The 19,203-nt window shown below is 75.0% G+C and carries 21 protein-coding genes; 14 read left to right on the forward strand and 7 right to left on the reverse strand.

Going from position 1 to position 19,203, the window contains the following annotated elements:
* The coding region (locus INN71_RS10520; protein ID WP_277501228.1) for an integrase core domain-containing protein at positions 1–173 on the forward strand (173 nt) is incomplete at its 5' end.
* 166 nt (positions 174–339) lie between these two features.
* Here the strand turns inward: INN71_RS10520 and INN71_RS10525 are convergent.
* Both INN71_RS10525 and INN71_RS10530 read right to left on the reverse strand, forming a co-directional pair.
* Positions 340–1,590 carry an HNH endonuclease signature motif containing protein gene (locus tag INN71_RS10525; RefSeq protein ID WP_277501225.1) on the reverse strand — a complete coding sequence of 417 codons (1,251 nt, stop codon included), beginning with the start codon at positions 1,588–1,590 and terminating at the stop codon, positions 340–342.
* Positions 1,591–1,920: 330 nt separating this feature from the next.
* Entirely contained in the window at positions 1,921–3,372 is a 1,452-nt protein-coding gene (locus tag INN71_RS10530; RefSeq protein WP_277501223.1) for a hypothetical protein, read from the reverse strand.
* A gap of 73 nt (positions 3,373–3,445) precedes the next feature.
* Between INN71_RS10530 and purD the strand changes: the two genes are divergently transcribed.
* A complete protein-coding gene (gene purD, locus INN71_RS10535; protein ID WP_277501222.1) occupies positions 3,446–4,705 on the forward strand; it encodes a phosphoribosylamine--glycine ligase in 1,260 nt (419 codons plus the stop codon).
* Positions 4,706–4,732: 27 nt separating this feature from the next.
* Here the strand turns inward: purD and INN71_RS10540 are convergent, their stop codons facing one another.
* Entirely contained in the window at positions 4,733–5,755 is a 1,023-nt protein-coding gene (locus INN71_RS10540) for a CAP domain-containing protein (RefSeq protein ID WP_277501221.1), read from the reverse strand.
* Between the two features lie 141 nt (positions 5,756–5,896).
* On the opposite strand from INN71_RS10540, the gene purB reads away from it, so the two are divergent.
* Both purB and INN71_RS10550 read left to right on the forward strand, forming a co-directional pair.
* Positions 5,897–7,324, forward strand: coding sequence for an adenylosuccinate lyase (purB, locus tag INN71_RS10545; RefSeq protein WP_277501220.1), 1,428 nt, complete (start codon positions 5,897–5,899; stop codon positions 7,322–7,324).
* A 64-nt stretch (positions 7,325–7,388) separates the two neighbouring features.
* Positions 7,389–7,955: a hypothetical protein gene (locus INN71_RS10550; protein WP_301800282.1), complete on the forward strand. Its 567-nt coding sequence runs from the start codon at positions 7,389–7,391 to the stop codon at positions 7,953–7,955.
* Positions 7,956–7,989: 34 nt separating this feature from the next.
* On the opposite strand, the gene INN71_RS10555 is transcribed toward INN71_RS10550, so the two are convergent.
* Positions 7,990–8,310 (reverse strand): antibiotic biosynthesis monooxygenase, encoded by a 321-nt coding sequence (locus INN71_RS10555; RefSeq protein WP_277501217.1) that lies wholly within the window; start codon positions 8,308–8,310, stop codon positions 7,990–7,992.
* A gap of 44 nt (positions 8,311–8,354) precedes the next feature.
* On the opposite strand from INN71_RS10555, the gene INN71_RS10560 reads away from it, so the two are divergent.
* Genes INN71_RS10560 through INN71_RS10575 form a run of 4 tightly spaced genes read left to right on the forward strand, consistent with a single transcriptional unit; the run spans position 8,355 to position 11,963 of the window.
* Positions 8,355–8,993 carry an antibiotic biosynthesis monooxygenase gene (locus INN71_RS10560; protein WP_277501214.1) on the forward strand — a complete coding sequence of 213 codons (639 nt, stop codon included), beginning with the start codon at positions 8,355–8,357 and terminating at the stop codon, positions 8,991–8,993.
* A 14-nt stretch (positions 8,994–9,007) separates the two neighbouring features.
* Positions 9,008–9,910: a phosphoribosylaminoimidazolesuccinocarboxamide synthase gene (locus INN71_RS10565; RefSeq protein ID WP_277501226.1), complete on the forward strand. Its 903-nt coding sequence runs from the start codon at positions 9,008–9,010 to the stop codon at positions 9,908–9,910.
* Position 9,911: 1 nt separating this feature from the next.
* Complete coding sequence (locus tag INN71_RS10570; protein WP_277501213.1) at positions 9,912–10,370, forward strand: SRPBCC family protein; 459 nt, start codon at positions 9,912–9,914, stop codon at positions 10,368–10,370.
* Positions 10,371–10,403: 33 nt separating this feature from the next.
* A complete protein-coding gene (locus INN71_RS10575) occupies positions 10,404–11,963 on the forward strand; it encodes a long-chain fatty acid--CoA ligase (RefSeq protein ID WP_277501212.1) in 1,560 nt (519 codons plus the stop codon).
* Between the two features lie 4 nt (positions 11,964–11,967).
* On the opposite strand, the gene INN71_RS10580 is transcribed toward INN71_RS10575, so the two are convergent.
* Together INN71_RS10580 and INN71_RS10585 are read right to left on the reverse strand one after the other, a co-directional pair.
* Positions 11,968–12,471, reverse strand: coding sequence for a general stress protein (locus INN71_RS10580; protein WP_277501211.1), 504 nt, complete (start codon positions 12,469–12,471; stop codon positions 11,968–11,970).
* Positions 12,472–12,531: 60 nt separating this feature from the next.
* The gene (locus INN71_RS10585; protein ID WP_277501210.1) at positions 12,532–14,469 is read right to left on the reverse strand and encodes an acyltransferase family protein; all 1,938 of its coding nucleotides are present in this window, start codon (positions 14,467–14,469) and stop codon (positions 12,532–12,534) included.
* A gap of 199 nt (positions 14,470–14,668) precedes the next feature.
* Between INN71_RS10585 and purS the strand changes: the two genes are divergently transcribed.
* From purS to INN71_RS10610, 5 genes are all read left to right on the forward strand, one after another.
* Entirely contained in the window at positions 14,669–14,917 is a 249-nt protein-coding gene (gene purS / locus INN71_RS10590) for a phosphoribosylformylglycinamidine synthase subunit PurS (protein ID WP_277501209.1), read from the forward strand.
* The gene (gene purQ, locus INN71_RS10595) at positions 14,914–15,582 is read left to right on the forward strand and encodes a phosphoribosylformylglycinamidine synthase subunit PurQ (protein ID WP_277501208.1); all 669 of its coding nucleotides are present in this window, start codon (positions 14,914–14,916) and stop codon (positions 15,580–15,582) included. The genes purS and purQ overlap by 4 nt, the downstream gene beginning before the upstream one ends.
* 132 nt (positions 15,583–15,714) lie before the next feature.
* Positions 15,715–16,599 carry a hypothetical protein gene (locus tag INN71_RS10600; protein WP_277501207.1) on the forward strand — a complete coding sequence of 295 codons (885 nt, stop codon included), beginning with the start codon at positions 15,715–15,717 and terminating at the stop codon, positions 16,597–16,599.
* Between the two features lie 127 nt (positions 16,600–16,726).
* Entirely contained in the window at positions 16,727–17,173 is a 447-nt protein-coding gene (locus tag INN71_RS10605) for a DUF3817 domain-containing protein (RefSeq protein WP_277501206.1), read from the forward strand.
* Positions 17,174–17,228: 55 nt separating this feature from the next.
* On the forward strand, positions 17,229–17,441 hold the full coding sequence (locus INN71_RS10610) for a hypothetical protein (protein ID WP_277501205.1): 213 nt from the start codon (positions 17,229–17,231) through the stop codon (positions 17,439–17,441).
* Positions 17,442–17,602: 161 nt separating this feature from the next.
* On the opposite strand, the gene INN71_RS10615 is transcribed toward INN71_RS10610, so the two are convergent.
* The gene (locus INN71_RS10615) at positions 17,603–18,565 is read right to left on the reverse strand and encodes a YafY family protein (RefSeq protein ID WP_277498764.1); all 963 of its coding nucleotides are present in this window, start codon (positions 18,563–18,565) and stop codon (positions 17,603–17,605) included.
* A 198-nt stretch (positions 18,566–18,763) separates the two neighbouring features.
* On the opposite strand from INN71_RS10615, the gene INN71_RS10620 reads away from it, so the two are divergent.
* The gene (locus INN71_RS10620) at positions 18,764–19,201 is read left to right on the forward strand and encodes a VOC family protein (RefSeq protein WP_277498766.1); all 438 of its coding nucleotides are present in this window, start codon (positions 18,764–18,766) and stop codon (positions 19,199–19,201) included.
* Positions 19,202–19,203: the final 2 nt, after the last annotated feature.

The following is a 19,203-nucleotide window of genomic DNA, read 5'->3' on the forward strand; positions in this document are numbered from 1 at the left end:
ACCGCACCCTCGCCGACGGCTGGGCCTACGCCCGCCACTACCCCTCAACCCAGCAACGCGACGACACCCTCGAGACCTGGCTGCACTTCTACAATCACCACCGGCCCCACACCGCCATCGGCGGCCACCCACCCATCACCAGGCTGACCAACGTCCCTGGACATCACAGCTAGCGGCCCTCGAAACCACGAGGGAACCCGGGCGTGGTTTCGAGGGGTTGCCGGAGCAACCCACCTCAACCACCAAGAGGTCCCGGAGCTCGACGTGGCGCGCTTGTCTGGTGGTTGAGGTGGCCGCGCTAGCGGCCCTCGAAACCACGACTCGGGCGAATCGGGCTGCTCAGTTCCGCCGGGTGAACCGCAGTTTGCCGGTGCCGAGGGTCTCGGTGAGGTACGTCGGGTCGTGTGCGACGCGGTGGTGGCGCCAGCAGAGCAGCCGTCCGCGTTCGACGGTGGTGTGTCCGCCGCGTGACCAGGGGTCGTCGTGGTGGGCCTCGCACCAGTGGGGTGGTGCGTCGCAATCTTCGGCGGTGCAGCGCTGGTCGCGCAGGATCATCGCGATGCGCTGGGGCTTGCTGTGGAACCGCGCCGACCGGCCGAGGTCCAGCACCTCGCTCTTCGTACCCAGCACCGCCGGGACGAGATCGGCGCCGCAGGCGAGGCGGCGGGCCTCGCCGGGTGAGATGCGGTGCCCGGTGTCGAGCGACGCCGCGGCGAGACCGCCGGTGAGGGTGTCGACCTGCATGGTGACGACGACGGTGGCGCCGGCGCCGGCTGCGTCGGGGAGGTCGGCGTCGCGCATCCGCTCGATGAGCTCGACGAACGCTTGGCCGCGCCGCTCCCACGACGGGCGCGGGTCGGCAGGGGCGTCGGCGGCCTCATCACGCAGGTGAGCGCGCCGCGGCGAGGCGATGGCGTCGAGCATCTTGGCGAACATCGCGCCGTGCATCTCCGGCACCGTGAACCGGCCGTGGACGCAACCGTGGCCGTCCTCGCGCATGGTGAGTCGGATCTTCGCGGCGGCCTCGCGCTCCTCGCGCGCCAGCAGCTCCGCCTCACGCGCCTCCCCGACGGCGGGGGCGACGACGTCGAGGATCCGGCGGCCCAGCACGCGGAGGGCTTTGGCGTCGTGCTGATGGGCGAACCCGACCAGCGTGCGTTCCGCCTCGGCCCTGATCTCCGCGGTGACGCCTTCGCCCAGGTCGTCCAGCGCCCGCACCACCACCTCGACCTGACCGGGCGAAACGGCGCCGGAGGTGCCTGCGGCGGCGAGGGCGTCGTACTGCTCCTCGGTGGCGACCGCGGCACGGACGCGGCGGTGGGCCTCGGCGCGCGGGACGCGGGTGGCGGTCGCGAACCACACCGCCGTCGAGGGCGCACCCGTCTCGTCTTCGACCCGCACGTCGGAGGCGTGGGCCAGGAGCCGCGACTGCAACGCTGCGAGGCGGTTCGCGGCCCGCTCGAGCTCGACGATCGCGGCGCCCGTCTCGGCCGGGCCCAGCGTGAGCAGACCGAGCTCGAAGCCGTCGTCGAGGTCTTCGTGGACGCGTGCGACGACCCCGGCGAGGGGGTGCAGCGCGGTCTCGGTCATGGACCCATCACACCAGGAAGCACCGACAGTTCTGGCCGTGCGGCGCACTACTCCACAGGGCGAGTTTTCGCAGGTCAGAGTGGGTTCGCGCTGAGCCGGTCGACCCCGGTCGTGGTTTCGAGGGCCGCTAGCGCGGCCACCTCAACCACCGGAGCAGCGCGGCCTCAACCACCGGGCCCAGCGCGCGGCCACCTCAACCACCGGCGAGGCGGGGCCACCTCGACCATGGGAACAACGGCGTGGTTTCGAGGGCCGCTGGGGCGGCCACCTCAACCACCGGCGAGGCGGGGCCACCTCAACCACCGGAGGCGTGCGAGCCGGGGCGGCGTCCTACCGGCCCGCGACGCCCGCCTCCCACGCGGCGATGCCGGTCGCGATGGTCTCCTCGGTGCCGCGCGTGCCGCTGGCGACCCACGTGCCGGCCTCGCGGTCGACGCGGAGGGGGACCGACGGGGAGCGGCCCTCCGGGTCGACGGCGGTGACGGCGACGAAGAGCGACTCCGCCTGACCCGGCCACGACCCCACGACGGCGGCGACCGAGCGGACGCCGGTGGTGAGGTCCGGTGCGGCCACCTCCACGAGCACGTCGGCCTCGGTGTCGTACGGCGGCTCGAGCTCGTCCTCGGGATCGTTCGCCTCGATCTCGATCGTGGTCGTCGCGGGGTCGGCACGCAGCAGGGCGGCGAGGCGCACGAGGTCGGTGCTGCCCGCCGTACCGAGCTCGACGACGTCCCCGTCCACCTCGACGGTGACGGGCACGCGGGTGGCCACGTCGGGTTCGGCGGCGCGCGCGGCGTCGACGGCGTCGGCGGCGGTCGCCAGGTCGTCCGCGCCCACCTGCACGACGGCGCCCTCCACCCCGGCGGACACCCCGGGCGCGGCCCCGAGGGCGGCGAGCAGCGCGCGGCGGTCCTCCTCGGTGGCGTCCTCCCGGTCGGGCGCGGTGCTCGCACCCCCCGACCCCGGACCGCCCGCCTCGTCCCCGCGGTAGGCCAGCACGTTGTCGGCCACGACCACCTCGACGTCGACCTCCTCCGCCCCTGGCGCCGCGGCCACTGCTGCCTCCAGGGCGGTCACCGCGTCGAGCCCTCCCGCCCCGACCAGCACGCCGTCGGCGTCGACGCGGGCGCCGGTGTACCCCGGGGCGCCCGACGCCTCGAGCGCGCGCACCAGCTCTATCCCGGCGACCGGCAGCTCGCCGTCCGCGATGAGCCGGCTCCGCTCGCCGGTGTCGACGTTGCCGCCGCTGGCGACCAGCCGCGGGGTGGGGAGCGGCTCGACCTGCGTCCAGAGGTCCTCGGCGACGTCCCACACGGGGCGGGCGTCGTCGGTCGACAGCTCGATCCCCGCGCCCTCGCCGCCGTGGGCCACCTGGGCGGTCGCCACGCCCGCGGTGTCGCGTGCAGCCACGGCCAGGGCCGCGATCCGGCCGTCGGCCGCCTCGTCGCTCTCATCGTCCAGGGCCACCGCCACGGCGGGCTCGTCGGCGTCCTCGTCGGTGTCGAGGCGGACGTGCACCTCGTCCACCTCGGTCCCGCGGCCGGCCACCAGCACGGCCTCGAGGTCGTCGGCCGTGATGGCGCCGTCGACCCGCACGTCGATGCGGCAGTCCGACAGGTCGCAGCTCGAGCCGGCGTACTCCACGCCGTCCAGCTCCTCGAGCGCCGCCACCGCGTCCTCGTCGACCGAGGCGCAGCCCGTGGCGAGGAGCCCGAGGAGGATGGCGAGGGCGAGGAGCCGCACCGCGCCGCGGCGGGGGGTACGACGGGAGGAGGCGCGCATGCGTCCTTCCTGCCCGCCCACGGGCCCCGGCACACCCGTCGCCCGGCCGCCGGTGCCGTTAGGATCGGCGCCCGTGACGACCCCCCTCAAGGTTCTGGTCATCGGCACCGGCGGGCGCGAGCACGCGCTGGCCCGGGCCCTCTCCCTCGACCCGGGGGTCGCCGAGGTGCACGCCGCGCCGGGCAACCCGGGCATCGCGTCCGTGGCCTCGCTCCACGACGTCGACCCCCTCGACCCGGCCTCCGTCGCCGCCCTGGCCCAGCGTCTCGCCGTCGACCTCGTCGTCGTCGGGCCCGAGGCGCCGCTCGTCGCCGGCGTGGCCGACGCCGTCCGCGAGGCCGGCATCGCGTGCTTCGGGCCGTCCGGCGAGGCCGCGCGCCTCGAGGGGTCGAAGGCGTTCGCGAAGGAGGTCATGGCCGCCGCCGAGGTGCCCACCGCGCAGGCCCGCGTCTGCACGACCCCCGAGGAGGCCGCGGCCGCCCTCGACGAGTTCGGTGCGCCGTACGTCGTGAAGGACGACGGCCTCGCCGCCGGCAAGGGCGTCGTCGTCACCGAGGACCGCGACGCCGCGCTGGCCCACGCCGCCCAGTGCGAGCGGGTCGTCATCGAGGAGTTCCTCGACGGCCCCGAGGTCTCGCTCTTCGCCATCACCGACGGCGACCGGGTCTACCCGCTGCAGCCGGCGCAGGACTTCAAGCGCATCCACGACGGCGACGAGGGGCCCAACACGGGCGGCATGGGTGCCTACACCCCGCTGGCCTGGGCGCCCGCGGACCTCGTCGACGAGGTGCTGCGCGACGTGCTGCAGCCGACCGTCGACGAGATGGCCCGGCGGGGCACCCCGTTCTCCGGCCTGCTCTACGCCGGCCTCGCGCTCACCTCGCGCGGCACCCGGGTGGTGGAGTTCAACGCCCGCTTCGGCGACCCCGAGACGCAGCCGCTGATGGCGCTGCTCGACTCGCCGCTCTCCCCGCTGCTGATGGGTGCGGCCACCGGCACGCTCGCCGACGTCGAGCCGCCGCGCTGGAAGCCCGGCGCCGCCGTCGCCGTCGTCCTGGCCTCGGGCGGCTACCCCGAGACGTCCTCCTCGGGTGACGTCATCCGCGGTCTCGCCGACGCCGAGGCCGTCGACGGCGTGCACGTCATCCACGCCGGCACCGCCCGCGACGGCGCCGACGTCGTCACCGCCGGGGGCCGCGTGCTCGCCGTCACCGCGGTCGGCGACTCGCTCGCCGGGGCCCGCGCGGCGGCGTACGACGGCGTCGGCCGCGTCAGCTTCGACGGCGCCCAGCACCGCACCGACATCGCCGCCCGGGCCGCCGAGCAGGGCTAGCCCCGACGGCCCCGGCTGCCCCGGGCGTCAGTACTTCCCGAAGTTCTGCACGTAGTAGGGCCGACCGTTGGCGTCGGTCGCGACGCCGACGCCGATGTGGGTGAAGTCGCCGAGGATGTTGGCCCGGTGGCCGGGGCTGTCCATCCACGCGTCGACGACGCCGGTCACGCCGTAGCCGTACGCGATGTTCTCCGCGACGCGCGTCCAGCCCGCCGGCATCTGCCGGGCGTAGTCCGGGTTGTGCTCGAACCGGCCGGTGCGCGCCATCTGCGCGGCCCAGCCCTGGGCGACGTCGTGGGCCCCGGCCAGCTGGCCCAGCGGACGCAGCCCCGCCTCGGCGCGGGCGGCGTTGGTGTCGGCCACGATGCGGTTGCGGGCCTCCGTCAGGTCGTCCGTCGGCGGGGCCGGGTCCCCGACCGTGACGTTCGCCCACGAGCTGCCCACCCAGGTGCCGCCCACCGTGGCGACGGTGCGGAAGGTGCGCACCCCGACGGTCGAGCCGGCGGGGCGGGTGAAGCCGTAGTTGCGGTACGACGGCAGCTCGGCCACGTCGGTCCACGCGCCGCTGCGCCGCTCCTGGAGGCGGAACGAGCCGGCGTCGGGCACGAACGACGAGCGCGCCTCGAAGCCGATGGTCCCGCCGGGGCGCACCTGCGGGGTGGTCGTGGTGAGCGCCGTCGTGCCGCGCGCCACGGTGAGGGTGGTGTTCCGGCTGAACACCCAGGTGCGCGAGTCCGCCTTCGCCGCGACGCGGAAGGTGCGGGTGCCGACGGTGCTGCCCGCCGGGATGGTGAACCCGTAGTTCTGGTACGACGGCAGCTCGGCCGCCGTCACCCAGCTCGAGCCGCGGAGCTCCTGGAGGCGGAAGTTGCCGCGCACCGGCACGAACGACGAGCGGACCTCGACCTTCGCCTGCTGGCCGACGGCGACGGTGGCGGGGACGAACGCCAGGGTCGTCGTGGGTGCCGCCACCGCGGGGGGTGGGGCGACGAGGAACGCCCCGGAGACCAGGGAGAGGGACAGGACGAGGCCGGTCAGGAACTTCCGCACGGGGGGACTCCTCTGCGCCGAGACGCCGCCGGGGGCGGGTCCCCGGCGACCTCCGTCCATCCTGACCCCTCCTCCCACGCCCCGCCACCCCCGACCGGGCGAGAGGTGGGGGGCCGGAGGTCCCGTGGGAGGATCGGGCGCGTGACCCGCGCATCCGTGCCCAACGTCCTCGCCACCCGGTACGCCGCGGCGGACCTCGCCGCGATCTGGTCCCCCGAGCACAAGATCGTGCTGGAGCGGCGCTTGTGGATCGCGGTCCTGAAGGCGCAGCGCGACCTCGGCATCGAGGTGCCGGACGGCGTCGTCGAGGCCTACGAGGCCGTCGTCGACCAGGTCGACCTGGCCTCCATCGCGGCCCGGGAGCGCGTGACCCGCCACGACGTGAAGGCCCGCATCGAGGAGTTCTGCGCGCTGGCCGGCCACGAGCACGTGCACAAGGGCATGACCTCGCGCGACCTGACCGAGAACGTCGAGCAGCTGCAGGTGCGGCTCTCCCTCGAGCTGGTGCGGGACCGCGCCGTCGCCGCGCTCGCCCGCCTCGCCCGGCTGGCCACCGAGCACGAGACGACGGTCATGGCCGGTCGCTCCCACAACGTCGCGGCCCAGGCCACCACCCTCGGCAAGCGGTTCGCGACGATCGCCGACGAGCTGCTCGTCGCCGTGCGCCGGGTCGAGGAGCTGCTCGCGCGCTACCCGCTGCGCGGCATCAAGGGCCCCGTCGGCACGGCGCAGGACATGCTCGACCTCCTCGGCGGCGACCCCGCGCTGCTCGCCGAGCTCGAGGACCGCGTCGCCACCCACCTCGGCTTCGAGGACGTGCTCACCAGCGTCGGCCAGGTCTACCCGCGCTCGCTCGACTTCGAGGTCGTCTCCGCCCTCGTGCAGCTCGTCGCCGCGCCGTCCAACCTGGCCACCACCATCCGTCTCATGGCCGGCATCGAGCTGGTGACGGAGGGCTTCAAGGAGGGCCAGGTCGGCTCCTCGGCGATGCCGCACAAGATGAACACCCGTTCCTGCGAACGCGTCAACGGCCTCGCGGTCGTGCTGCGCGGCCACCTCTCGATGGTCGGCGAGCTCGCCGGCGACCAGTGGAACGAGGGCGACGTCTCCTGCTCCGTCGTACGACGCGTGGCCCTGCCCGATGCCTTCTTCGCCACCGACGGGCTGTTCCAGACGTTCCTCACCGTGCTCGACGAGTTCGGCGCCTTCCCCGCGGTCATCCAGCGCGAGCTCGACCGCTACCTGCCGTTCCTCGCCACCACGAAGGTCCTCATGAGCGCGGTGCGCAACGGCGTGGGCCGCGAGAGCGCGCACGAGGCCATCAAGGAGCACGCGGTCGGCGTCGCGCTGGAGATGCGCCAGGGCCTGGCCGTCAACGACCTGTACGAGCGGCTCGCGGCCGACGCCCGCCTCGGGCTGACCCGCGAGCAGATCGACGGCCTGGTGGCCGACCCGATCGAGTTCACGGGCGCTGCCGTCGCCCAGGTGGCCGAGGTCGTCGCGAAGGTCGAGCGGGTCGTCGAGGCCCACCCCGACGCCGCGGCGTACGTGCCCGGCGACATCCTCTGACGCCGGCCGAGCCCACCCCGGCGGGGGTTGCCACCCCCGCGCGGCCGAGGTTCGAATGGGCGTCATGGACATCTCGGGATCCACGACCACGACCACCCCTGCCCCCGGACCTGCCCCCGCCCGGCCCGACCGACGCGGCGCCCGCCGTACCGGCCGCCTCGGCGCCCTCCTCGGTACGGCGGTGCTCGCCGCCGGCGCGGCCCTCGCCTCCGCCCCGCCGGCCTCGGCCGTCAGCCACGCCGACGCGGCCGCCCAGCTGAGGTCGGCCGGCATCGCCATCTCCTCGTCCGGCGGGTGCAGCGATCGCAACGTGCCGACCTGCACCTCGCTCGAGGGGGTGCGGCAGACGACGATCGACGGCGCGCGCACGCTGCGCAGCGCGACGGGCTGCGCCCTGACCGTCACCGGCGGCACGGAGGTCGGGCACGCCGGCGGCACCTACTCGCACTACAACGGCTACAAGCTCGACTTCGCCCTGACGACGTGCCTCACGTCGTACGTGACGGGCACGTTCACCTACGTGGGCCAGCGCAGCGACGGGGCGGCGCTCTACCGCTCCGGGTCGGGCAACGAGTACGCCCGCGAGGGCAGCCACTGGGACGTCACCTACTACAACTGCGGCGGCTGCTGAGCCGCCACCCGTGCGGGCGCGTGGCGCCGGGGCCTCAGCCCTTCGGCGCCACGTCCAGCACGACCTCGAACTCGAGCAGGTCGGCGCCGGTGGCGACGGGCTTGCGCGGCGCCTCGCCCTCCGGCGTCGCGTGCGCGGCCCGGGCGTCGCCGTCGCGCCACGCGGCGAACGACTCCTCGTCGGCCCAGTGGGTGACGACGAAGTAGCGGGTCTCGCCCGCGGTGGGCCGCAGCAGCTGGAAGCCGAGGAAGCCGGGCTGGCCCTCCACCGATCCGGCGCGGGCGGCGAACCGCTCCTCGAGCTGGGCCCCGGCCTGCGGCGGCACGGAGATGGCGTTGATCTTCACGACCGACATGCCGCGAGCCTACGGCGTGCCCGGCCCTGGGAGCATGGGCGGCCATGAGCGCACCCGCAGCCCCGCAGCCGGTGACGGTCGCCGCGACGCGGTACGTCGACCCCGCCCGCTCCGCGGAGATGACCGCGTGGATCCGGGCCGGGACGGCGCTGGCGGAGCAGTTCCCGGGCTTCCTCGGCCACGGGTTCGTGCGGTCCGCGGAGGACGACGAGGCCTGGCACATGCTCTACCGCTTCGCCGACGCCGAGGCGCTCGCGGCCTGGGAGGCCTCCGAGCAGCGGCGCTGGTGGCTGGGGGCGGCGCAGGGACTGGTGGGGGAGTTCCGGGTGCAGCGCATGACGGGCATCGAGGGCTGGTTCGACCCGCCGGAGCACCACGACGTGGCCTACCCCGGCCTGCCGCCCGCCCCGCCGCCGCGCTGGAAGCAGGCGGTGTCGATCTTCGTGGTGTTCCTGCCGCTCAGCCTCGTGCTGTCGCTGGCCGGGGCGCGCTGGCTGCCGGACGTGGCGCCGGCGTGGCGCGTGCTGCTGCAGACGCTGGTCGCGACGCCGCTCATGGTCTACCTCGGCCTGCCGTGGATCACCCGCCGGCTCGAGTGGTGGCTGCAGGGGCGTCCGGCGCCCTGGTCGCGCCGCGGCCGGGCCGGTGGTCGCCCGGGGCGGGGCACGCCGACGGCGGACTAGGCTCGGGCCTCGTGATCGCGAACATCCCGCCGGCCCCGGTCATCGAGGGCGCCACGCACGTCCACTCCGGGAAGGTCCGCGACCTCTACCGCATCGACGCCGGTGAGCACGCCGGGCGCCTGCTCATGGTCGCGAGCGACCGGATCTCGGCGTACGACTTCGTGCTGTCCTCCACGATCCCCGACAAGGGCGAGATCCTGACGCGGATGTCGCTGTGGTGGTTCGACCAGCTCGCCGACCTGGTGCCCCACCACGTGGTCTCCACCGACGTGCCGGCCGCCGTCGCGGGCCGCGCCGTCATCTGCGCCGACCTGGAGATGTTCCCGGTCGAGTGCGTGGCGCGCGGCTACCTCACGGGCTCGGGGCTCGCCGACTACCGCGCCACCGGCGAGGTCTGCGGCATCGGGCTGCCCGCCGGGCTCGAGGACGGCTCGCGCCTGCCCGCGCCCATCTTCACGCCCGCGACGAAGGCCGACCTCGGCGACCACGACGAGAACGTGTCGTACGACGCGGTGGTGGCCACCGTCGGGGCGCACGACGCCGCCGCGCTGCGCGACCTCACGCTGCGGGTCTACGCCCGCGCGGAGGAGCTGGCGCGCGAGCGCGGCATCCTGCTCGCCGACACCAAGCTCGAGTTCGGCCGCGCCGCCGGCGAGGGCGAGCGCGGCACGATCGTGCTCGCCGACGAGGTGCTGACGCCGGACTCCTCGCGCTACTGGCCCGCCGACGACTGGCAGCCGGGCCGCACGCAGCCGTCGTACGACAAGCAGGTCGTGCGCAACTGGCTCACGGGTCCCGAGTCGGGCTGGGACAAGGCGTCGGGGGAGCAGCCGCCGCCGTTGCCCGCGGAGGTCGTGGCGCTGACGCGCGCGCGGTACGTCGAGGCGTACGAGCGCCTCACCGGCGAGCGGTTCTGACGTGGCGGGACGCCTCGCGCTGATCGCCGACGTGACCGTGCCGGTGGCGGCCCCCGTCGACGCGGTCCACGCCTACCTCGCCGACCCGGCGAACCGGCCCGCGTGGCAGTCGAGCCTGCGCCGCGTCGAGGACGTCGAGGCCCTCGGCGACCACCCGGGCGCGGCGGGCAGCAGCTGGCGCGACGTCACCGCCGTCCCCGGCATCGCGCCGCGGATGCGGGTGGAGGCGAGCGAGCCGCCGTACCGCTGGGTGGAGAGCGGCACGTGGCGCTCCGTGCGCGCCACGCTGGCGATGACGTACGTCGAGCGGACCGACGGCGGCACGGACGCCCGGGCCGTCGCCCACGTCGAGGTGCCGGGACCGTTCAAGCCCGTCGCGCTGGCCCTGCGCCTCGTCGCCCCGGCCGCCCTGCGCTCCGACCTGCGACGCGCGGCGAAGGTGCTCGCCCGGGGGCAGTGACGGCGCTCACTACCTCCCAGTAGGTTGGGCCGCATGACGAACCTGTCCTCCCTGCTGGAGGGATCCGCGCAGCGCTACCCGACCCGTGACGCCATCGTGCTCGGCGACACCCGCCTGACCTACGCCCAGGTCGACGGCGCGGCCAACCAGGTCGCGAACCTGCTGGTCGCGCGGGGCATCGGCCCGGGCGACAAGGTGGCCCTGACCTGCCCGAACCTGCCGTACTTCTCGATCGTGTACTACGGCATCCTCAAGGCCGGCGCGACCGTGGTGCCGCTCAACGTGCTGCTGAAGTCGCGCGAGATCGCCTACCACCTCGGCGACTCCGGCGCGAAGGCCTACTTCTGCTTCCAGGGCACCCCCGAGCTGCCGATGGGCACCGAGGGCAAGGCCGGCTTCGACGCCACCGACGCCTGCGAGCACTTCTTCGTCATCACCGCCGATCCGGCCGCCCCGTCGCCCATCGAGGGCACGGAGACGCTGGGCCAGGGGATGGCCGGCCAGGCGCCGACCTTCGCGTCGCACGCCGCGGACGACGAGGACACGGCGGTCATCCTCTACACCTCGGGCACCACGGGTCAGCCCAAGGGTGCGGAGCTGCGCCACTCCAACATGCTGTCGAACGCCCTCACGGGCGAGCGGCTGTTCGGGGCCGACGCGGAGAACCCCGACACCTACCTCTGCGTGCTGCCGCTCTTCCACTCGTTCGGCCAGACCGTCATCCAGAACGGCGCGTTCGCGTACGGCGGCACGGTCGTCATGCTGCCCCGCTTCGAGGCCGCCCCGGCGCTGGGCCTGATGCTGAAGGAGCGGGTGACCTTCTTCGGCGGCGTGCCCACGATGTACTGGGGCCTGCTCGGCGCGCTCGACGAGTCGGTCGACGTCGCGACCATCGCGGCCAACCTCCGCGTGGCGGTGGCGGGCGGGTCGGCCCTGCCCGTCGAGGTGCACAAGGCGTTCCAGGAGCGCTTCGGCGCGACGATCCTCGAGGGCTACGGGCTGTCGGAGACCTCGCCGGTGGCGTCGTTCTCCGTCTACGGCCAGGAGCCGCGCGTGGGCTCGATCGGCGTGCCGATCCCCGACGTCGAGATGAAGCTCATCAACGCCGACTGGTCCGACGTCGACCTCGCCGCGAACCCCGACGCCGTGGGCGAGATCGCCATCAAGGGCCCCAACGTCATGAAGGGCTACCACGGGCGCCCCGACGCGACGGCCGACGCCATCCACGACGGTTGGTTCCGCACCGGCGACCTCGCGAAGAAGGACGCCGACGGCTTCTACTACATCGTCGACCGCGCCAAGGACATGATCATCCGCGGCGGCTACAACGTGTACCCCCGCGAGCTCGAGGAGGTGCTGATGAGCCACCCGGCGGTGTCGCTGGCCGCGGTCATCGGCGTCCCCCACGAGTCCCACGGCGAGGAGATCCGCGCGTACGTGATCCTCGAGAAGGACGCCTCCGTGACCCCCGAGGAGCTCGTGGCCTGGGGCAAGGAGCAGTTCGCGGCGTACAAGTACCCGCGTCAGGTCGAGATCGTGAAGGCCCTGCCGATGACGGCGACCGGCAAGATCCTCAAGCGCGAGCTCGGCTGAGCGCTCAGGCGAACGGGCTCGGCAGCGCGCCGGGCAGCTCCGCGAGGATCTCGCGGGCCTGCCCGGCGTGCTTGTGCTCGACCAGCACCTCGTACTTCGTCGCCACCACGGTGCTGACGGAGCTGAAGTCGCGGCGGCCGCCGGTCGCGGCGTACCCCAGCACCGCCCAGACGACGCTGAAGGCGACGCCCAGCAGCACCGTCGAGAGCAGGATCGACAGCAGGCCCTCCTCGACGAAGAACGAGAAGAGCAGGCCGAGGAACAGGCCGAGCCACACGCCCGAGGCGGCGCCGGCGGCGGCCACCTTCGGGTAGGTGCGGCGGCCCGTGATGCGCTCGACCTGCTTGAGCTCGGTGCCGACGATCATGCAGTTCTGCACCGGGAACTCGCGGTCGGAGAGGAAGTCCACCGCCTTCTGGGCGGCGGCGTAGTCGTCGTACACCGCCAGCGACTGCGGGAACTCGAGGGACAGCAGGCCGGCGGCGACCGGGGGCACGGGCTGGGACATGGCTCCAGTGTGCCCGCCCGGACCCAGTCGCACCCGGCCCCGACCCGCGGACCGGCGACCTCAGGGCAGGGCGCGGAGGGTGTCGGCGACGGTGCGGGCCCAGACGGTGCCGCCCTGCTCGCCGGGGTGGATGCCGTCGGCGGCGAAGTCGGCGACCCGGGGTACCGCCGCGTCCCAGCGGGCCAGCCCGATCCACGGGTGCGCCTGCGTGAAGGCGTGCAGCGTCGCGTTGACGCCCGGCATCCAGTCGCGCTCGCCGTGCGCCGTCACCAGCACGAGCCGGCGGCCCTCGCCCATCTCCCGCACCACGCCGACGAGGTCGGCGGTGCTGATCTCCCCGTTCGTGCCGAGCGCCACGACGAGGTAGGGCCGCAGGCGGCCCGCCTCCCGCAGCGCACGGATGATCGCGGGCGCCTCGGCGAGCTGTCGTCCCACCGCCGCGTCCACCCCGACGCCGGGCATCTCGGCGAGCAGGCCCGGGGCCGCCGCGAGCGTCACCGAGTCGCCGATCACGACCGTCTGCGCGCCCATCTCGGCGGGGGTGGCCCCCGCCAGCGACGGCGGCAGAGGCACGGCGCCGGACGGGTTGCCGCCCGACGTGCCCGCCCCCGCGAGCGCCTCCTGGCCGGCGCGGACGAGGTCCTCGACCTCGCCCCGCTCGGGGGCGGTGCGCAGGCCGTGGCCCGCCGTGACGACCAGCGCGAGGAGCACCGCGCCCGCCACGCCGCCGCGCACCCGCAGGTCACGGGCCAGCACGGCCCAGGCCCGCCGGGCGGCCCCGCGGAAGCCGTGCCGCAGCACCGGCCGCTCGACGTACCGCCAGCTCAGCGTCGCGGCCAGCAGGGTGAGGGCCACGACGAGCGCCGCCCGCACCGACGCCGGGGCGTCGGGGAACGCGCCGCGCAGCAGCACGAGCAGCGGCCAGTGCCACAGGTAGACGCCGTAGCTGCGCTCGCCCAGCCACACCACCGGGCGGGTGGCGAGCACCGCGCGCACCGGGCCGCCGCGGCGCACCACGAGGCCGACGAGCACCAGTGCGGTGAGCGCCGAGACGGCCGCGATCCCGCCCTGGTAGGCGACCGCGTGGTCGTCCGGCAGCCGCACGACCGCGGCGGTGACGCCGAGGGCCGCGACGACCGGTACGACGGGCGAGGTCACCGCCCGCTGCACGGTCGCCACGCGGGGCGAGGACGGCGTCCCCGTGAGCAGGGGCACCGCGAGCGCGGCGGCGGCGCCGAGCAGGAGGCCGAAGCCGTGGGTGTCGGTGCCGAAGTAGAGGCGGCTCGGGTCCTCGCCGGGGGTGTGGAGCACCGCCATCGCGCCGGCGCTCGCGAGCGCCCCGGCCGCGACGACCAGCACGCGGGTGCGGGGCCGGCGCACCACCGGGAGCAGGAGCAGCAGCGCGAGCGGCCACACCAGGTAGAACTGCTCCTCGACCGCCAGGGACCACAGGTGCTGCAGCAGCGGCGGGTCGGTGTGGTCGAAGTAGGAGAACTCCGCGCGCGCCTGGAACCAGTTGCCGGTGAACGTCAGCGCGGCGAGCACCTGCTCGCGCAGGCGCCCGCTGACCGACGGCCCCACGAGCGCGGCGCCGGCGGAGACGACGAGCAGCAGGGTGCCGAGGGCGGGCAGGAGGCGTTGGGTCCGCCGTACCCAGAAGCGGGCCAGCCGCACCCGGCCCTCGACCCGGCGCTGCTGCACCAGCGCGGCCGTGATGACGAAGCCGGAGATGACGAAGAAGACGTCGACGCCCAGGTAGCCGCCCGGCACGTGGCCCGGGAGGAGGTGGTAGGCCACGACCGCCGCGACGGCCAGGCCGCGCAGCCCGTCGATCGCGCGGACGCGGCGGGGGCGGGCGGCGTCGGTCGCGGCGTCGACGGTCGCGGGAGCCCCCGGAGCGCTCCCGGCGTCCGGCCCGGGAGGGGGGTCGGCCGAGAGGGATCGCGGGGGCACGGCCGGGCGGGCCGGCTGCGGGAGGGTGACGGTGGGAGGCGTCATGAGCAGCGGTCGGAGCACCTGGATCGGGGGCGAGGACCCGGCCGAGTCTCGCACAGGGGGAGGGCGGCGCGACCCCCTCCCGGGCGTGTCCCCGCAGGCGCGCGGGCGGGGCTCCACGGGATGGTCCGGTTGCGGGGGATCGGGCCCGTCCGGCCTAGAATCGCCCCCGCACCCCATCCCGTGAACCGAGGAGCGCCCCGTGGCCCGTGTGGTCGTCGACGTCATGCCCAAGCCCGAGATCCTCGACCCGCAGGGCAAGGCCGTCGCGGGTGCGCTCCCGCGCCTCGGCTTCACCGGCATCACCGAGGTGCGCCAGGGCAAGCGGTTCGAGCTCGAGGTCGCCGAGGTGACCGACGCGGTGCTCGCCGACATCGAGAAGGCGGCCGAGACGCTGCTCTCGAACCCCGTGATCGAGAACTACACCGTGCGCGTGGAGGACCAGGCATGAGGATCGGCGTCGTCACCTTCCCCGGCTCGCTGGACGACGTCGACGCCCAGCGCGCCGTGCGCATCGGCGGCAACGAGGCGGTCGCGCTGTGGCACGGCGACGAGTCCCTGCAGGGCGTCGACGCCGTCGTGCTCCCGGGCGGCTTCTCGTACGGCGACTACCTGCGCTGCGGTGCGATCTCCCGGTTCTCGCCCGTGATGACGACGATCGTCGAGGCGGCGGAGCGCGGCATGCCCGTGCTCGGCATCTGCAACGGCTTCCAGGTGCTGTGCGAGTCCCACCTGCTGCCCGGCGCCCTGGTGCGCAACAACCACCAGAAGTTCGTCTGCCGCGACCAGCGCCTCCGCATCGAGAACGCGAGCACCGCCTGGACCTCGGCGTTCGAGGTCGGCCAGGAGATCACCGTCGTGCTGAAGAACGGCGAGGGCTCCTTCGTCGCCGACGAGGCCACGCTCGACCGCCTCGAGGGCGAGGGCCAGGTCGTGGCGCGCTACCTCGGCGCCGACCCCAACGGCTCGCAGCGCGCCATCGCCGGCGTCACCAACGCCGCCGGCAACGTCGTGGGCCTCATGCCGCACCCCGAGCACGCCGTCGAGACCCTGACGGGCCCCGGCACCGACGGGCTGGGGTTCTTCACCTCGCTCGCCGAGCGCGTCTTCGCCTGACCCCCGCCGACACCGATCGCGGCGATCGGGCCCGCGGACGCCTCCGGCAGGTGTCCTCCGCGCCTGATCGCCGCGATCCGTGCTTGTGGAGGAGAGGTCGCGCGTCGCCGCTGCGCTGACCAGGCTCGCCGTGTGACCGACGAACCCCGTCTCGACGCCGTGGAGGCACTGAGCGTGCGCGGCGGTGTCGCGACCCGGGCGGACCTCCTGACCCTCACGACCCGGCACCGGTTGCAGGCCGCCGTCGCGGACGGCCGCGTCGTCGAGGTGCGCCGCAGTGTCTACCGCCTGCCCGTGCTCGACCGCGACCGCCGTGAGGCGGCGCGCCTGCGGGGTGTCCTCTCGCACCTGAGCGCCGCCCGGGACCACGGCTGGGAGGTCCCGCCTGACGAGCGGTGCTGGGTCACGGTCCACCGCGGCCGCCACGCGCTCGGTCCGGCCGGGGGCGTCGAGCTGTTCTACGCCGACCTGGCCGGCGAGCACGGGCCGGCCACGAGCCCGGTGCGCACGGTGCTCGACTGCGGGCGCCGACTCCCCTTCCCCACCGCGCTGGCGGTCGCCGACTCGGCCCTCCGTCACGGGGTGGAACGCGACGCCCTCGACCGCGCGGCCCGCCAGGTGCGCGGGAAGGGAGGGCCCGCCGTACGCCGGGTGGTCGCCGCCGCCTCGCCGTTGGCGGCCAACCCGTTCGAGTCCGTGCTCCGCGGCATCGCGCTCGAGGCAGGACTGGACGCCGTGCCCCAGGGCGGGGTGGAGGTGGGCGGACTGGGGCTGACCGGCGGTGACCCCGAGGTCGTGCACCCCGATGTCGTCGATCGGGAACGCCGCATCGTGCTGGAGGCGGACTCGTGGGAGTTCCACTCCGACAAGGAGGCGTTCCAGCGCGACTGCTGGCGCTACACGGTGCTCGTCGCCCACGGGTGGCTGGTGCTGCGGTTCACCTGGTGGCAGGTCATGCTCCACCCGGGCTGGGTCCGTGAGTGCGTACGGCGTGCGGTCGACCGCGCCGCCGCCTGACCCGGATCGCGGCGATCGGTCGCGGGGAAGCCCTGGATCGGCCCTTCACACCGCGATCGCCGCGATCCGTGCACCTGGCCCACCCACGCCTGGCCCATCTACGACACAGCGTCGTAGACTCCGGGCCATGTCGCCCCGCCGCCTGTTCCGAGTCGTCGCCGTCGCCGAGGCCTGCACGTGGGCCCTGCTGCTGTTCGGGATGTTCCTGAAGTACGTCACGGAGACGACCGAGGCCGTCGTCAGCGTCGGCGGCATGGTGCACGGCGTCGCGTTCATCGCCTACGTCCTCACCACGATCGTCGTGGCGGTCGACGCGCGCTGGTCGGTCGGGCGCACGCTGCTCGGCCTCGCCGCGGCGATCCCGCCGTTCTTCACCGTCTGGTTCGACCTCGCGATGGAGAAGCGCCGCGCGCTGCCCGAGCAGTGGCGCCTGCGCGGCGCCGCCCCGGCGGGCCCCGGCGAGAAGCTCGTCGCCTGGCTGGTGCGCAAGCCGCTCCAGGGCCTCGGTGCCGGCGTCGTCGCGGTGGCCGTCCTCACCGGGGTCGCGCTGCTCGTCGGTCCGCCGGTCGGCTGACCCGCACAGCCGCGCCTCAGGGCCGCCTCAGGATCACCCGGCACCCTCGGTGAGCATGACCGACCCCACCACCCCCGACCCGCAGCGTGCCGCCGGGCGGAGGCGTCGCCGTACCGTGCTCGTCACCTCCCGCTGGGCGGCCTCGGCCGCCGTGCTCGCCGCCGTGGCGACGGGCGTCGTGGGCACGGAGCCGGGCGAGGGGTCCGGCGCCGGTACGGCGGTGGTCCGGGCCGAGGGCGCCGGCACGGAGGACGGGGCGCAGCCGTGATCCACCGGCGTCGCCCCCGCGCCCGGCGGCCCGCCGCCGTCGCGCCCCGGTGCCCCGCGCCGCGGCAGCCCGACGCCCGTCGCGTGCGTGAGGTGCGCCGGCCGGCGTGGCACGGCTGCGACCGGCCGTGGCTGCCCGGCGACGGGCGCGGCGGGCGCGGCTCAGCCCGCTGACCCCGCCATCGCCCGCAGCCGCTCCGCGAGCCGGGCGGCCGTCGTGCGCAGCTCCGGCGGCTCCAGCACCTCGAGCGGCGCGTCGATCTCGGCGAGCCGCAGCGCCATCCAGTCGAGGTCGTCGGCGCCGGCGACGAGGAGCGACCAGCCGGGCTCGGCGTCGGCCTCGACGCTCGCCGTACCCGGTCCGACCAGCGTGCGGAGCCGCTCCGGCGGCAGGGCGACGCGGACGCGGGCGCGGTGCCGGTACGGCGCGGTGGTGACCGCCCCCTGCACGTACGCCGCGGGGTCGGGGTGGGCGGGCCGCGCGCAGCGCCACGTCGTGACGACGAGCGCGGAGAGCCGGTCGACGCGGAAGGTGCGCCAGTCGTCGCGCGCGGTGTCCCAGGCCAGGAGGTACCACCACCGTCCGGTCGCGACGATCCCCGAGGGCTCGACGTCGCGCTCCGCGCGGCTGCCGTCGGCCCGCTCGTAGGCGAAGCGCACCCGCAGGCGGTCCCGCGTGGCGCGGGCCAGCAGCATGAGGTCGCCCCCGTCCACGTCGGTGCCGCCGCGGTCGAGGATGGCCGTGGTCTCGGCGATCGCCCGGACCTCCGCCCGCAGCCGCGGGGGCAGCACCTGGTCGAGTTTCGCCAGCGTGCGCAGGGTCGCGTCGGCCGCCCCGGTGACGGTGCCGCCGGCGGCGAGGAGCAGCGACAGCGTCGTCGCGATGGCCTCGTCGGAGTCGAGGAGCAGCGGGGGCAGTGCCGTACCGGCACCCAGCTGGTACCCACCGCCCACCCCCTGCGAGGCGTTGACCGGGTAGCCGAGCTCGCGCAGCCGCGCGACGTCGCGGCGCACGCAGCGGTCGGTCACGCCCAGCTCGGCGGCCAGCTCGGGTCCCGTCCAGGTGCGCCGCGCCTGCAGCAGGCCGAGGAGGCGCAGGACGCGGTGGGTCGTGCCGTCGGCCATGCGGGGATCCTGCCACGGATAGCGGACCGGAACAGTCCTGCAGGCCTGCCACGGTGGGGCCATGGACCCAGAGGAGCGGTACACGCGGTGGGCGGGGGTGCTGCCCCCGTCCGACCCGACGGACGGCCCGGCACCCGCGCGACGCACGGCCGACTGGCGCCCGCGGCGTCGTCGGTCCCCGAGGACGGGAGGTGCGCCGTGGCGCGCACGATCCAGGTGACCTTCGACTGCGGCGACCCGGCGGCCCTCAGCGCCTTCTGGTGCGCGGCGGTGGGCTACGAGCGCGACGCCCCGCCGGGCGGGTTCGCCACGTGGGAGGAGGCGCTCGACGCGTGGCAGGTGCCGGCGGAGCGCCGCAACGACGCCTCGGCCTGCCACGACCCCGACGGGACCGGCCCGCGGTTCTACTTCCAGCGCGTGCCCGAGGGCAAGACCGCCAAGAACCGGCTGCACCTCGACCTGCGGGCCGCACCCGGCCTCGAGGGCGACGAGCGGATGGCCGCGCTCGAGGCGGAGTGCGAGCGTCTGGTGGCCCTCGGCGCCACGCGCCGGGAGCGGCACGAGCCGGACCCGCCGACGAGCAACGGGTTCATCGTCATGACCGATCCCGAGGGCAACGAGTTCTGCCTCGACTGAGG

The sequence above is a fragment of the Nocardioides sp. ChNu-153 genome (genome assembly GCF_030466625.1).
GTDB lineage: Bacteria > Actinomycetota > Actinomycetes > Propionibacteriales > Nocardioidaceae > Nocardioides.

What these genes read in the sequence shown, in the direction of transcription:
- INN71_RS10575 (WP_277501212.1), top strand. Translation starts at nt 10,404, where the DNA reads ATGACGAACCTGTCCTCCCTGCTGGAGGGATCCGCGCAGCGCTACCCG.
- INN71_RS10530 (WP_277501223.1), bottom strand. Translation starts at nt 3,372, where the DNA reads ATGCGCGCCTCCTCCCGTCGTACCCCCCGCCGCGGCGCGGTGCGGCTC.
- INN71_RS10560 (WP_277501214.1), top strand. Translation starts at nt 8,355, where the DNA reads ATGAGCGCACCCGCAGCCCCGCAGCCGGTGACGGTCGCCGCGACGCGG.
- purQ (WP_277501208.1), top strand. Translation starts at nt 14,914, where the DNA reads ATGAGGATCGGCGTCGTCACCTTCCCCGGCTCGCTGGACGACGTCGAC.
- INN71_RS10605 (WP_277501206.1), top strand. Translation starts at nt 16,727, where the DNA reads ATGTCGCCCCGCCGCCTGTTCCGAGTCGTCGCCGTCGCCGAGGCCTGC.
- INN71_RS10550 (WP_301800282.1), top strand. Translation starts at nt 7,389, where the DNA reads ATGGACATCTCGGGATCCACGACCACGACCACCCCTGCCCCCGGACCT.
- INN71_RS10610 (WP_277501205.1), top strand. Translation starts at nt 17,229, where the DNA reads ATGACCGACCCCACCACCCCCGACCCGCAGCGTGCCGCCGGGCGGAGG.
- INN71_RS10615 (WP_277498764.1), bottom strand. Translation starts at nt 18,565, where the DNA reads ATGGCCGACGGCACGACCCACCGCGTCCTGCGCCTCCTCGGCCTGCTG.
- INN71_RS10555 (WP_277501217.1), bottom strand. Translation starts at nt 8,310, where the DNA reads ATGTCGGTCGTGAAGATCAACGCCATCTCCGTGCCGCCGCAGGCCGGG.
- INN71_RS10525 (WP_277501225.1), bottom strand. Translation starts at nt 1,590, where the DNA reads ATGACCGAGACCGCGCTGCACCCCCTCGCCGGGGTCGTCGCACGCGTC.
- INN71_RS10580 (WP_277501211.1), bottom strand. Translation starts at nt 12,471, where the DNA reads ATGTCCCAGCCCGTGCCCCCGGTCGCCGCCGGCCTGCTGTCCCTCGAG.
- INN71_RS10585 (WP_277501210.1), bottom strand. Translation starts at nt 14,469, where the DNA reads ATGACGCCTCCCACCGTCACCCTCCCGCAGCCGGCCCGCCCGGCCGTG.